Source organism: Ruegeria discodermiae, assembly GCF_030758345.1.
In the GTDB taxonomy this organism is placed as follows: Bacteria; Pseudomonadota; Alphaproteobacteria; order Rhodobacterales; family Rhodobacteraceae; genus Ruegeria_C.
Genome location: NZ_JAVAMO010000010.1, coordinates 1 through 12,641, shown reverse-complemented (window position 1 = coordinate 12,641; position 12,641 = coordinate 1). Strand labels below are relative to the sequence as shown.

Sequence of the window (12,641 nt, the reverse complement as noted above, 5' to 3'; positions counted from 1 at the left end):
ATCAGCGCTCCTCGACCAGAGTTTCGGGGTCGCGAGGCGGCTCGGGCGCGGGTGGCACTTGCCGCGCGGGGGTCAGAGAGCGGATCGCATCTGCAATCGAACGCAGCGGCGCGGCAAGATCGGGAATCTGGAACCCCGCCACCAGGATCGCCGCGATCCAGAAAATCCCGTTATGGGTAAAGAGGGCCAGCAGCGCCAGAATGCCCACAAGCTGGAATTGCGGGTGGTTGGACTCATGGGCCATCTTTTCCGGGATCGAATGCAGGGTGAAATAACCCACCCCGATGAGCAGGATCACTGCGACCGTAAAGATCAGCATGAAGGTGAACAGAAAGTCGCTGCCATCAGCAGCCACCACGTAAGAGGGAATATGCTCGGCTGCCAAGGGGTGTATTTCTGGGGTCGCCACGTGAATCTCCGAAAATCTATGCGTCCAATGAATAAACCAAAAAAACCGTGAAACAAGCTGGCTTGGCGCGCGCGGCTCAAATGCCTTGGGGGCGACATAACAAGAAAGGGGCCGCCCGAAGGCCGCCCCAATCTGTGAACCAAACGGTCCGGGTGGCTTACATCATGCCGCCCATGCCGCCCATGTCGGGCATGCCGCCGCCTGCAGCAGGCGTGTCTTTCTGGGGCAGGTCTGCAACCATCGCTTCGGTGGTGACCAGCAGGCCCGCAACCGAGGCTGCATCTTCCAGAGCGGTCCGGACAACCTTGGCCGGGTCGATCACGCCGAACGAGAACATGTCGCCATATTCTTCGGTCTGTGCGTTGAAGCCAAATGCGGCGTCCGAGGACTCGCGCACTTTGCCAGCAACCACGGCACCGTCGACACCTGCGTTTTCAGCGATCTGGCGCAGCGGCGATTCGATGGCCTTGCGCACGATGGTGATGCCTGCGTCCTGATCGGCGTTTGCGCCTTTCAGGTCGTCCAGTGCCTTGCCTGCCTGGACCAGAGCAACACCGCCGCCAACGACAACACCTTCCTGCACAGCAGCACGGGTCGCGTTCAGAGCATCGTCCACACGGTCCTTACGCTCTTTCACTTCGACCTCGGTCATGCCACCGACGCGGATCACGGCAACACCGCCTGCCAGTTTGGCAACGCGTTCCTGCAGCTTTTCGCGGTCGTAGTCAGAAGTGGTCTCTTCGATCTGGGTGCGGATCTGAGCGACGCGTGCTTCGATCTCGGCCTTCTCGCCTGCGCCGTCAACCACGGTTGTCTCATCCTTGGTGATCGACACTTTCTTGGCCGAACCCAGCATGTCCATGGTGACGTTTTCCAGCTTCATGCCCAAGTCTTCGGAGATGACCTGACCGCCGGTCAGGATCGCGATGTCCTGCAGCATGGCCTTGCGGCGATCGCCGAAGCCCGGTGCCTTGACAGCAGCAATTTTCAGACCGCCACGCAGCTTGTTGACCACGAGGGTCGCCAGCGCTTCGCCTTCGACGTCTTCAGCAATGATCAGCAGCGGCTTCTGCGACTGGATCACCGATTCCAGCAGCGGAACCATCGGCTGCAGCGACGAGAGTTTCTTCTCGTGCAGCAGGATCATGCAGTCGTCCAGCTCTGCAATCATTTTGTCGGCGTTGGTCACGAAATAGGGCGACAGGTAGCCACGGTCGAACTGCATACCTTCGACAACGTCGGTCTCGGTTTCCAGACCTTTGTTTTCTTCGACGGTGATAACGCCTTCGTTGCCAACCTTCTGCATCGCGTCTGCGATCTGCTGGCCGATTTCAGCTTCGCCGTTGGCCGAGATGGTGCCAACCTGAGCAACTTCTGCCGAGTCCTTCACTTCGCGCGAGGCCGACTTGATGCCTTCAACAACCTTGGCGGTTGCCAGGTCGATGCCGCGCTTGAGATCCATCGGGTTCAGGCCCGCTGCAACCTGCTTCAGACCTTCTTTGACGATGGACTGAGCCAGAACGGTCGCGGTGGTGGTGCCGTCGCCGGCTTCGTCATTGGTGCGGCTGGCGACTTCTTTCACCATCTGCGCGCCCATGTTTTCGAACTTGTCTTCCAGTTCGATTTCCTTAGCAACCGAGACACCATCCTTGGTGATGCGCGGCGCGCCAAAGGACTTGTCCAGAACCACGTTACGGCCTTTGGGGCCCAGGGTTACTTTTACGGCATCGGCCAGAACGTTGACGCCGCGCAGCATGCGGTTGCGGGCATCGGTCTCGAACTTGACGTCTTTTGCAGCCATGTTCTTTCTCCTTGAGAATTCTTGTCAGCGTTGAGCGATATGGGATCGGCAAAGCACGCAGGCTTAGGCCATGATTCCCATGATGTCGCTTTCCTTCATCATCAACAGCTCTTCGCCGTCGATGCTCACTTCTGTACCGGACCATTTGCCGAACAGGATGCGGTCGCCTTCCTTGACCGACATCGCGATCAGCTCACCACTGTCCTTGCGCGCGCCTTCGCCGGTCGCGACGACTTCGCCTTCGCTGGGCTTTTCTTTTGCGCTGTCGGGAATGATCAGGCCGCCTGCGGTTTTCTCTTCGCTCTCGACGCGACGAACCAGCACACGGTCATGAAGCGGTTTCAATGCCATCTTTGCAGCTCCTTGGGCTCAAAGTACGTTTCCTTTTGCGCCCTCACGCCTCCCGCGGAGGGCCGTTAGCACTCAGACATCCTGAGTGCTAACGGCGCATAGCTAGGCATATCGCATGTGTGTGTCAACGGCCCTGCGTGAATTATCTTGGCAAATTCTTGATCGTCCGGATTGCAGGCCCCAACAGCGCAGATACGCGCCTCATATCGGAGCGATCAAGAAAGCGGGGCGCGCCTGGCGGCACGCCCCCTGAACGATCAGATTGATGCGCCGACCGGGTCCAGCGTCACACGGTAAAGCTCGGTATCCGCGCGATCCATCAGACGGACGGTCATCTGCTGCGTCGCGCCGTCAATGTCCACGAGACCGAAGAACTGAAGCCCCATCGATGGTGGCAGGTTGACTTGGCCCTCGGGCGGCGCTTTCACAAACTTCACCTCGGGGCCGAACGTATTGTCGAGCGCATTGGGTCCGAAGCTGCCAGCGTGCAGCGGGCCGGAAACAAATTCCCAGAACGGTTCGAAATCACTGAAATGCGCCGCGTTCGGGTTATAATAATGCGCCGCCGTGTAATGCACGTCAGCGGTCAGCCAGACGGTGTTGTCGATGCCCGCGGTCTTGATGAAGCGCAGCAGATCAGCCAGTTCAACCTCACGCCCTTTGGCGGGGCCATTGGTGCCATCGGCGACACCTTCGGATCCGGCCTGTTCGCGGAAGTTGTCCCAGACGATCAGACCCAGAGGCTGATCCGAGGCGATGACCTTCCACGTCGCCTTTGATCCTGCGAGCTCTTCTTTCAGCCATGCGATTTGTTCGGGCCCAAAAACGCGCTGTTCGTCAGTCAGGGTTTCGGTCATCTCGGCGGCGTTCGGCCCGCGATATGAGCGCAGGTCGATGAAGAACACATCAAGCATGGGACCATAGCTGATCTTGCGATAGACCCGTGCCGGTTCTTCGGCAGAGCGGCGCAGCGGCGTCATCTCGTGGAACGCGCGCGTGGCCCGCGACTGCAGCACATGCACCGACTTCTCGGTGTATCTGTCATCGCCCAGCAAATCCTTGCTGTCCGACCAGTTGTTCACCACCTCGTGGTCGTCCCACTGCATGAACGTCGGAACGGCTGCATTCATGTCCCGCACGTGGCGGTCCATCATATTGTATTTCCACTGGTCGCGGAATTCTTGCAGCGTTTCGGCCACCTTGCGCTTGGAATCGATCAGCGTGGTGTTTTTCCACATGGTGCCGTCAGGCTGTTCTTTTTCATCCTCCATGGGGCCATCTGCATAGACAGTATCGCCGGAATGGATGAAGAAATCAGGCTGATGACCGGCCATGGTGGTGTAGGTCGCCATGCCTTCGTCATCGATGCCCCAGCCCTGGCCTGCCGTATCACCGGACCAGGCGAACCGCACCGAACGGCGCGAGGTGGGCGCTGTCTTGAACCGGCCCACCAGCGGCTCGGAGGTGACGTTGATGTCGCTGAGATCAGCGGCGACGAACCGATAGAAGATATCCTGATCCGACGGCAACCCGGCCACGAGGCGCTTCACCGCAAAGTCTGAATTCGGGATCGCATCCATCGGTGACAGCTGACGCGCGTTGTCAAAGCTTTCGGTGGTCGAAACCTCCATCATTACTCGGGCGGGACGATCGGTTCTGGTCCAGATCATCCCCGACGTCGTATCGACGTCCCCGGATTGAACCCCGTGGGTGAAGGTGGGGCGCGACGCGGCGCGGCTGATCGAGGGCATTGCAACAAAGGCCGCACCCGAAGCCAGAACGGCGCGGCGCGAAGGTCGAATAAGTGGCATGAAAAGCTCCCTGTCGGCTTTGACGAGTGAGAGAACTGGAGACCGCGTTTGTAACATACACGACATGTCGGCATGAATTCAGCATGAAGAATTTGTTACACTGGCCAGCGAAACGAGCCGAAACTGCGCTCAGTCGGGTTCCCAGCTATAAGCCCAGTGTCGCAGCCCCTCAGTGCCCGCCTCGGTCAGCGCATAGAACCCCTTTCCGGCCCGCTCGAACCAGCCATAATGATTGTCCCGCATCAGCCGCGTCGCCTGCGACACACCAGTGGATTTCGCCACCAAGGCGCCCTTTGTCACGCCATGTTCGGCCAGATAGGCCGCGCAGCGCAGCGCGTCCTGTCGATAAGCGGTGACAATCCCGTGCCGCGTGGCCCCGCCCGCATTCGGGTCGCCCTGCAGCCGGTCGAACTCGCGCAGCAAACGCTCGGTGTGCTTGCGGGACTTGCGGGGCGCATAAGGCCCCGGATCGCACTGCACCTCGGCCCGTCCGTCACCCCGCACCGTGATCAGGCCCAGGCGCAACCGGCGGCACATGGCAATGTTGTCCCGCAGCGCCCGCCGCTGACTGCGGCCTGTGGGTCTGGGAACCGCGATATAAACCTGATCGGTCAGCCGGAACCGCGCGATCGCCTGATGATAAAGCGCCAGTGAAAACCGCAGCTTCAGCTCCACAATCACCGGCGCTTCGTCACCGCGCCTTGCCACCACATCAGCGGCGCCGACCTCGCCTTTGACGACATATCCCTGTCGTTGCAGCAGCGCCTTGACCGGCGCATAAAGATCCTGCTCGCGCTCCATTGTCCCTAGTTTTATGCCACTGGCGGCCCGGCGTCCATTTGCCGCCAACAGCCCGGGTGACAAGGCCTGCCACCCCCCATATAAGGCGCGCAAATTCGTGACGATAGGACAGTGACATGACCACCCAAATCTTTGGACATAAATCCCCCGATACCGACTCCACCGGCTCTCCCATTCTCTGGGCCTGGTACCTGAACGAGATCAAGGGCGAGACCGCCAAGCCGGTGCTGCTGGGCGAGCCCAACACCGAGGCCGCCTTCATGCTGGAACGCTGGGGCCTGGACAAGCCCGAGATCATCGGTGACGTGGCCGAGGATGCTCCGGTCGTCATCGTTGACACCAACAATCCGGCTGAACTGCCCGACAGCATCAACAGCGCCGATATCCGCGCCATCATCGACCACCACAAACTGGTCGGCGGCTTGGAAACCAAAGGCCCGATCGACATCACCGTGCGCCCGCTGGCCTGCACGGCAACTATCATGATGGACCTGATCGGGGATGATGCCGCGAAGATGCCCGAAGCGGTCAAGGGCGCGGCCCTCACCTGCATCCTGTCCGACACGCTGGAATTCCGCTCCCCCACCACCACCGACCACGACCGCGCCGTCGCCGAGGCGCTATCCGCGGACCTGGGACTGGATATCTCGGCCTATGCCGCCGAGATGTTTGCCGCAAAATCCGACGTCTCCAGCTTCTCGGATGCCGAATTGCTGCGCATGGACAGCAAGGAATACGCGGTCGAGGGCACCAAGTTCCGCGTTTCTGTCCTGGAAACCACTGCGCCGGGCGTGGTGCTGGATCGCAAAGCCTCGCTGATGAACAGCATGACCACCGTGGCCTCCGAGGATGGCGTCGATCAGGTGCTGCTCTTTGTGGTGGATATCCTGAACGAGGAAGCCACCCTGCTGGTCCCGAACGATCTGGTGAAAACCGTGGCCGAGAAATCCTTCGACGTCGCCCCGGCAGGTGACACCGTGGTTCTGCCAGGCGTGATGAGCCGCAAAAAGCAGATCATTCCGAACCTGAAGGTCTGATCAGTTCGGGAACAAAGTCTAAGGCGCGCCTCCATCGGCGCGTCTTTGTCATGGGTACGAACGACGGTAGTGAGCCCAAATTTCAAAATGCTGTAGACTTTTCAAATGTCCGTTTTGTGCGCAAGTAGTTCGGACTGAACGTGGTAGCTCTCTACGTACTGAGAGGTGCTTATCCAGTCACCTGCCTTAGATCTAGACCGAACGTCTTACCCAGACCGGTGATGCCTTTCGGTGTCAGAGAAACTGCGATCTCACCTCTGCGAGTACGCAGCCAATCGCGCTCTACGAAAGTGGCAAGCAATGCCGCAGCGATGCCGCCTCCCAAATGATAACCACCGTGCGTCCAGTCATGGCATAGCCGGAGCGGGCATCGTAGGTGTTCATTTGGAAAGTGCTTGCCAATTTCATGCGAACTCAACCACCCTTCCCCGTCTCGAGTGACCTCTGGACCCTTCGGTGTATGACGAAGATAACCACCAGAGAACATCGCATTGCTGACAAGACACCCGAGTTCTCCACCTAAATGGTCAAGGCAAAGCCGGGAGTGCTTGACAGCCTTTGGAAGCCGCGATTTGTCCTCGTGTCGCGACCCAATTCTGTCGGCATGAGCTGTGATGCCGTCGATTAGGTCACATACGTCTCCATCAGTTATTGAATAGAGCCTGCTGCGGCCAACCTTTTTGCACGAAATAAGGCCTGCTACTGTGAGCTTTGTGAGGTGCTCGCTCGCGGTGCTTGGCGCAATATTCGCGACAGCCGCGAGCTCTTTTGCAGACAGCACGCAATCAAAGCGCAGCGCTATCAGCATGTTGATCCGTGCAGAATCTCCCATCGCTGCAGCCACAGCAGCTATTCTATTCGATGACGCCATGCTTCGGCATTTACCGAAGTTTTGTTGTTCTGGCTAGCATATTCTGGACGCAAATCTTTTATCGGAGGAACGAATATGAACTTCAACGATATCGAACTGCGGTTGCGTTACCCGTATTTATTTGAAGACAAACACCAATCGCACAGAGACTGTAGCGATGCGAGGCATCATGAATCTGAAGCGACAGCAACATCTCAAAAAAGTTCGCCTTGGATAATTGCAGTTCGCTATCGCTTCGAGCTCTGGCAAAAAGAGCGGCTTGGAAATGTAAGCTTTCAGTGGAAAAACTGTATGAAAACAAGAATGTAAGCCCCGAGATCTGCATTCAATGAAAAATCGGCAATAGCACGTTTTAGCTTGCAAGCGGACATCTAGCCAAAGATTTGAAAGCTCGCTTTGTCCCGCATTGCTGACCTTTGAGATGCCGCACGACTACGCTGCTGATATCGTCCAAGCCTACCGTTGTCGGTCGGCTTGGGTCTTTCTAACTTGGTTGAACTCCTACCTCAGCCCGGATCCATATTGTAGATCAACCGCTCGTCGCAGGGGGCAATGCGCAGGATGTTGGTGGTGCCGGGTACGTTGAAGGGGACGCCGGCGGTGACCACGATCTGATCAGTTTCGGCGGCGAACCCGCCTGAGCGCGCGGCGCGTGCGGCGGCGACGACGGCACCCTTGAACCGCTCCAATTCCGGCGTGATGACACAGTTGCAGCCCCAGGACAGGCAGAGCCGTCGCGCGGTACCCAACACCGATGTCATGGCGATGATCGGGATGCCGGGACGTTCGCGAGCAGTTAACAGACCGGTGGTGCCGCTCTGGGTAAAACAGCAGATCGCCTTGATCTCGGTCTTTTCCGCAATCTCACGAGCGGCAGCGACGATACCGTCCGCAACAGTGGTCCCGGCGGCCGAGCGAGACGCGGCGATGATCTGTGTATAGGTCGGATCAGCCTCGACCTCGATGGCCACCTTGTTCATGGTGCTGACCGATTCCACCGGATAGGATCCAGCAGCGGATTCGGCGCTCAACATAATGGCGTCGGTGCCCTCATAGATCGCTGTGGCCACGTCGGAAACCTCGGCCCGCGTGGGCATCGGGCTTTCGATCATGCTCTCCAGCATCTGGGTGGCCACGATCACCGGCTTGGCCGCAGCCCGGCATTTGCGTACCAGACGCTTCTGAATCGGTGGTACGGCAGAGACCGGCAATTCCACGCCCAGATCACCCCGCGCCACCATGATCCCGTCCGAAGCATCAAGGATATCGTCAAACGCCTCGATCGCCGCAGGTTTCTCGATCTTGCTGAGGATCGCGGCGCGGCCATCGGCCAGTGCACGCGCCTCGAACACGTCCTTGGAGCGCTGAACGAAACTGAGCGCCAGCCAGTCCACGCCCAGTTCGCAGACAAATTCCAGATCCTTGCGATCCTTTTCTGACAGCGCCGCCAGTGGCAGCACCACATCGGGCACGTTCACGCCCTTGCGGTTGGAGATGGTACCGCCGGTCTCAACGGTTGTGTTGGCAAAATCGGGGCCGCATTCCTGCACGATCAGGCGAATCTTGCCGTCATTGACCAGCAGACGCGCACCGGGTTCCAGCGCCTGAAAGATCTCGGGATGCGGCAGGCAGACCCGCGTGGCATCACCCGGCGCATCGTCGAGGTCAAGCCGGAAGGCCGCGCCCTCAACCAGGTCCTCAGCGCCATTTGCAAAGACACCGACGCGCAGCTTCGGTCCCTGCAGATCGGCCAGAATGGCAATCGGGCTGTCCAGATCCTGCTCGATCTTGCGAATGATACGGTGCTTCTCGCGAATCTCTTCATGGGAGCCATGGCTCATGTTCAAACGGAACACATCTGCCCCCGCCTCGTGCAAGGCCCGGATCGTCTCATAAGTCTCTGACGCCGGTCCCAGCGTCGCCACTATTTTCACATTTCTCAGACGTCGCATCGTCTTGCCCTCCTGCCATTCCAGATGTTACCGCAAACATCGGTTGCGCCGCTTATGACCCAATTCCCTTTTGCAGGCAACTGTCCTAGAGGTGCGGCAAAGAAGATGACAGGCTGATGACATATTCCCCCTTTTTCATTCATGGTGAAGATCGCCCCGGGCGCTGGCTGATCACCTGCGATCACGCCACCAATATGGTACCGCCCGCGATCAATGGTGGCGATCTGGGTCTGCCGCGCGAGGATATGGAACGCCACATCGCCTATGATGTCGGCGCCTATGAGGTCTCGAAACATCTGGGAGAGCTGTTGAACGCCCCGGTGATCGCCGCCAATTTCTCGCGACTGGCCATTGACCCCAACCGGGGCGAGGACGATCCCACCCTGTTGATGAAGCTCTATGACGGGTCGGTCATTCCCGCCAACCGCGATGCGGACGCAGATGAACGCGAGCGACGGTTAAACATGTGCTATCGCCCGTATCACGATGCGTATGAACGGCTTGCGGCGCTGCCGCATATGGTTGTGATTGCAATGCACTCCTTCACCCGGCAATTGCGCGGTCGCGCGCCCCGGCCCTGGCATGTGGGCGTGCTGCACACCCCGGATGAGCGGTTCTCGCGCCCCCTGGTCGACCGGTTAGAACTCGAAGACGACCTGCGCGTTGGTGTCAACGAACCTTACAGCGGTGTTTTACCAGGGGATTCCATCGACCGGCATTGCACGGGGCATCACCGTCCAAATGTGCTGATCGAGTTGCGCAACGACCTGATTGCCGATCATGCCGGGCAGCGCGCTTGGGCCGAACGGCTGGCGCTGATTCTGCAGGACGCACTGGCGCAGAGCAGCCTGTGACATAGTGTCTGAAGGGCGCGCAATCAGCGCGCCGTTTCTTGTGTGCCCGCCGCCCGGTCCCCATCTTTTGAGCAATGGAGGTGCCGATGACACAGGATATGCTCACCACCGTTTTCGGGTGGTTAACGTTCCTCAACTTCGCGATTCTCGGCTTCAGCACGATCATGATCATCGTCCTGAAAGATTGGGTCGCTGATATTCACGGCAGAATGTTCGATATGAACCCCGCCGAAGTGCGAAAGGCCTATTTCACCTTTCTAGCCAATTACAAAATTATGACGCTGATCTTCTGCCTGACACCCTGGCTGGCCCTGAAGCTGGCCTGAGCAGACCGCCACGATCAAGCGTTTGTTTTTCCAGCCAACCTGTGGTGTTACTGCACAACAGTCTCTCTCAACCCCGGAGCCCGACAATGGACCCTCAAACCGAAATCGAGCTTCAGGCCGCCGCCTTTCGCCGCCTGCAGCAGCACCTGATGCAAGACCGCACCGATGTCCAGAACATCGACATGATGAACCTCGCGGGTTTCTGCCGAAACTGCCTGAGCCGCTGGTATCAGGAAGCGGCCAACGAAAAAGGCATCGAGATGGGCAAGGCTGAGGCGCGCGAGATCTTCTATGGCATGACCATGGATGAATGGAAATCGACCTATCAGACCGAGGCCAGCCCGGAAAAACAGGCCGAATTCGAAACCGCGTTCAAGGAAAACGTGCTGGACAAGAAATAGCATCTGACCCGTTTGCACCCACGCCGAGATGTCCCCAAACCTGTCTCAATGGTCACGCTTGGGCGGACCATTGGTTTTCATGCGCATCTTTTCTGGTTGATCAAGGCGTCGAAGATTCGTGAGCACGCGGTTGCTGACGGGATCGGTCTTGGCCCGCCTTTGCCGCAAGATTGGATCAGATTGTCGACTGTAACCTCGCGCATTATTCTCGCGCCGCCGACTATTGCATGAGATGCGCCTGAATCCGGCGTAAGATCCTGTCCATGACGAACGCGCAGGTGCTTACGATGACGATCGCCATCATCACCTGATCGGCCAGGAAATAGCGCCGTCCTTTCTGCAGCAGGAAGCCAAGTCCGTTTCGCGCTGCCAGCAGTTCAGACGCCACCACCGTTGTCCCGGCAGCACCCAAAGCGATGCGTTATCCGGTGATGATGAATGGCGTGGCCGCCGGAACTCTCGCGATCTGAACCCAATTGAGTAGGCCTTCTCAAAACTGAAAGCACACTTGCGCCGCATTGGAGCCAGAACATTCAACGAGGTCTTCAAGGCCATCGGATCAATTTGCGATCTCTATGCGCCAACAGAGTGCTGGAACTACTTTAAAGCTGCCCTATATTTCTCAACCTAGTCTCGAAACGATTTTGGTCGGCTCGCCTGTATGGTTTTGCCGTTCTGTCGCAAGTCAGCGCAGAGTCCAAAGCGGACCTCGCACATCTTCGGCAATCGAATAAAGCGTGTTCTGCACACAGGGGAGCTTCGACCCAAGCGTATCGGGGATCACCCCTCGGCTGGGGTCACGGCCCGCTGATAGAGATGCCATGTCGTATGACCAAGGATCGGCAGTGTGAAAATCAGACCCAGAAACGCCGGAACCAGCGACAACAGCATGGTGACAATGATAATCGCCGCCCAGGCGAGCATCACCACCGGATTTTCATAAACGACGCGAATGGATGTCAGCATTGCAGAAATAAAGTCAACTTCCCGGTCAAGCAGCATGGGCATGGCGACGACGGTCACCGAGAAAAGGACAGCTGACAGAAATGCGCCGACGCAGGTGCCAAAAGCAAGGAAGATCCAGCCCTCCGATGTGAAGAACACAGTGTTCAAAAACCCGTCCAAATCCGAAAAGGACGAGTCTTTCAGGATAATCACCAGCAATGTCCGAAACTGGTAGAACCACACCCACAAAATGAACAGGGTGACAAAGGCTAACCAGCCCATTTCACGCTTGCGTTGCTTGGCCATGACGGTGAGGATTTCAGACCAGCCGAAGCTCTCTCCCTTCTGCAGCCGGCGGGACATTTCATATAGCCCGGCGGCGGCAAACGGCGCGACGAGCGGAAAGCCTATGGCGGCGGGAATGACCATCCAGATCTTGCCGAGCCAGAACAGGCACCAAACAAACAGGATTCCGAATACCGCATAGAACAGGCCGAAGAAGCCGCTCATGACGGGGCGCGCCAGAAAGTCGGAAAACCCGGCCTTCAGTGCCTCGGCGATGTCATCCGCTGTCACCTTGTTGACCGCGGGGCTGCCCGGCTGCTGCGGCGTCAGATCGTCCGGTGGTGTGGAACCTGCGGTCTTGGATGTCATGGCGCACTCCTCCCGAAACACATCGCCGCGATGGTCTTTTTGGCAGCAGACCCGCGGTGAAACAGGCATTCCTCCACCGTATGCAAGTTTGCATCAGGTGAGGCATTGGAGCAAGGGCGGCCCGTAAGCCAGAGCCCGGTGGGTGAAGAAGGGATTTGGGGGGGCCACTCCGCCCGCTATCGCGTGAGTTCGCACAGTCCCAAACCCTGCGGTGGCAGCGAATATCAGCAATTTGGAAGGCGATCGAGACAGCCTACTTTTTGGGTATTCGCGCAACAGCGCCATCGTTATCGCCTCTCTGCCCATTGCACAGGCGGCCTCGGCGCGGGAGATTCAATGCAATCGCTTTGATCTGATGGTATGCTTGAGATTTAAGAGCGTGGGGCTTCAGCATTGTGAAGCGCAAAAATACGATGCCGGATTGGATC

15 protein-coding genes and 1 pseudogene are annotated in these 12,641 nt (G+C 58.3%); 7 read left to right on the top strand and 9 right to left on the bottom strand.

Annotation, left to right across the window (positions count from 1 at the left end):
• Nucleotide 1 precedes the first annotated feature (1 nt).
• The 5 genes from Q5Y75_RS18490 to Q5Y75_RS18470 all read right to left on the bottom strand — a co-directional run bounded on the left by Q5Y75_RS18490 (nucleotide 2) and on the right by Q5Y75_RS18470 (nucleotide 5,173).
• Entirely contained in the window at nucleotides 2–409 is a 408-nt protein-coding gene (locus tag Q5Y75_RS18490; RefSeq protein ID WP_306200316.1) for a hypothetical protein, read from the bottom strand.
• A 157-nt stretch (nucleotides 410–566) separates the two neighbouring features.
• Nucleotides 567–2,210, bottom strand: coding sequence for a chaperonin GroEL (groL, locus tag Q5Y75_RS18485; RefSeq protein ID WP_306200314.1), 1,644 nt, complete (start codon nucleotides 2,208–2,210; stop codon nucleotides 567–569).
• Between the two features lie 63 nt (nucleotides 2,211–2,273).
• Nucleotides 2,274–2,561: a co-chaperone GroES gene (gene groES, locus Q5Y75_RS18480; protein WP_306200312.1), complete on the bottom strand. Its 288-nt coding sequence runs from the start codon at nucleotides 2,559–2,561 to the stop codon at nucleotides 2,274–2,276.
• A gap of 257 nt (nucleotides 2,562–2,818) precedes the next feature.
• The gene (locus Q5Y75_RS18475; RefSeq protein WP_306200310.1) at nucleotides 2,819–4,372 is read right to left on the bottom strand and encodes an alkaline phosphatase D family protein; all 1,554 of its coding nucleotides are present in this window, start codon (nucleotides 4,370–4,372) and stop codon (nucleotides 2,819–2,821) included.
• Nucleotides 4,373–4,501: 129 nt separating this feature from the next.
• A complete protein-coding gene (locus tag Q5Y75_RS18470) occupies nucleotides 4,502–5,173 on the bottom strand; it encodes a DUF2161 domain-containing phosphodiesterase (RefSeq protein ID WP_306200309.1) in 672 nt (223 codons plus the stop codon).
• A 116-nt stretch (nucleotides 5,174–5,289) separates the two neighbouring features.
• On the opposite strand from Q5Y75_RS18470, the gene Q5Y75_RS18465 reads away from it, so the two are divergent.
• Nucleotides 5,290–6,210 carry a manganese-dependent inorganic pyrophosphatase gene (locus tag Q5Y75_RS18465; protein ID WP_306200307.1) on the top strand — a complete coding sequence of 307 codons (921 nt, stop codon included), beginning with the start codon at nucleotides 5,290–5,292 and terminating at the stop codon, nucleotides 6,208–6,210.
• 169 nt (nucleotides 6,211–6,379) lie between these two features.
• Here Q5Y75_RS18465 and Q5Y75_RS28555 read toward each other — a convergent pair whose 3' ends face one another.
• Nucleotides 6,380–7,042 carry an ArsR/SmtB family transcription factor gene (locus Q5Y75_RS28555; RefSeq protein ID WP_371933289.1) on the bottom strand — a complete coding sequence of 221 codons (663 nt, stop codon included), beginning with the start codon at nucleotides 7,040–7,042 and terminating at the stop codon, nucleotides 6,380–6,382.
• Between the two features lie 114 nt (nucleotides 7,043–7,156).
• On the opposite strand from Q5Y75_RS28555, the gene Q5Y75_RS18460 reads away from it, so the two are divergent.
• Entirely contained in the window at nucleotides 7,157–7,390 is a 234-nt protein-coding gene (locus tag Q5Y75_RS18460) for a hypothetical protein (RefSeq protein ID WP_306200305.1), read from the top strand.
• A 197-nt stretch (nucleotides 7,391–7,587) separates the two neighbouring features.
• Here Q5Y75_RS18460 and pyk read toward each other — a convergent pair whose 3' ends face one another.
• Nucleotides 7,588–9,033 carry a pyruvate kinase gene (gene pyk / locus Q5Y75_RS18455; RefSeq protein ID WP_306200303.1) on the bottom strand — a complete coding sequence of 482 codons (1,446 nt, stop codon included), beginning with the start codon at nucleotides 9,031–9,033 and terminating at the stop codon, nucleotides 7,588–7,590.
• A 116-nt stretch (nucleotides 9,034–9,149) separates the two neighbouring features.
• Here pyk and Q5Y75_RS18450 point away from each other — a divergent pair, with 116 nt between their 5' ends.
• The 3 genes from Q5Y75_RS18450 to Q5Y75_RS18440 all read left to right on the top strand — a co-directional run bounded on the left by Q5Y75_RS18450 (nucleotide 9,150) and on the right by Q5Y75_RS18440 (nucleotide 10,614).
• Nucleotides 9,150–9,887, top strand: coding sequence for an N-formylglutamate amidohydrolase (locus Q5Y75_RS18450; protein WP_306200301.1), 738 nt, complete (start codon nucleotides 9,150–9,152; stop codon nucleotides 9,885–9,887).
• Nucleotides 9,888–9,973: 86 nt separating this feature from the next.
• Nucleotides 9,974–10,213: a DUF6868 family protein gene (locus Q5Y75_RS18445; protein ID WP_306200299.1), complete on the top strand. Its 240-nt coding sequence runs from the start codon at nucleotides 9,974–9,976 to the stop codon at nucleotides 10,211–10,213.
• Between the two features lie 86 nt (nucleotides 10,214–10,299).
• Complete coding sequence (locus tag Q5Y75_RS18440) at nucleotides 10,300–10,614, top strand: DUF1244 domain-containing protein (RefSeq protein ID WP_306200298.1); 315 nt, start codon at nucleotides 10,300–10,302, stop codon at nucleotides 10,612–10,614.
• A 220-nt stretch (nucleotides 10,615–10,834) separates the two neighbouring features.
• Here the strand turns inward: Q5Y75_RS18440 and Q5Y75_RS18435 are convergent, their stop codons facing one another.
• On the bottom strand, nucleotides 10,835–11,002 hold the full coding sequence (locus Q5Y75_RS18435) for an ABC transporter permease family protein (RefSeq protein ID WP_306200296.1): 168 nt from the start codon (nucleotides 11,000–11,002) through the stop codon (nucleotides 10,835–10,837).
• 27 nt (nucleotides 11,003–11,029) lie between these two features.
• Here Q5Y75_RS18435 and Q5Y75_RS18430 point away from each other — a divergent pair.
• Nucleotides 11,030–11,245: pseudogene (locus Q5Y75_RS18430) on the top strand (IS630-like element ISSpo6 family transposase); the annotation flags it as partial.
• A 149-nt stretch (nucleotides 11,246–11,394) separates the two neighbouring features.
• On the opposite strand, the gene Q5Y75_RS18425 reads toward Q5Y75_RS18430, so the two are convergent.
• Nucleotides 11,395–12,213, bottom strand: a complete 819-nt coding sequence (locus Q5Y75_RS18425; RefSeq protein WP_306200294.1) for a DUF2189 domain-containing protein — start codon at nucleotides 12,211–12,213, stop codon at nucleotides 11,395–11,397.
• A 211-nt stretch (nucleotides 12,214–12,424) separates the two neighbouring features.
• On the opposite strand from Q5Y75_RS18425, the gene Q5Y75_RS18420 reads away from it, so the two are divergent.
• Nucleotides 12,425–12,641: hypothetical protein (locus tag Q5Y75_RS18420; RefSeq protein ID WP_306200292.1), on the top strand; the 217-nt coding region annotated here is incomplete at its 3' end.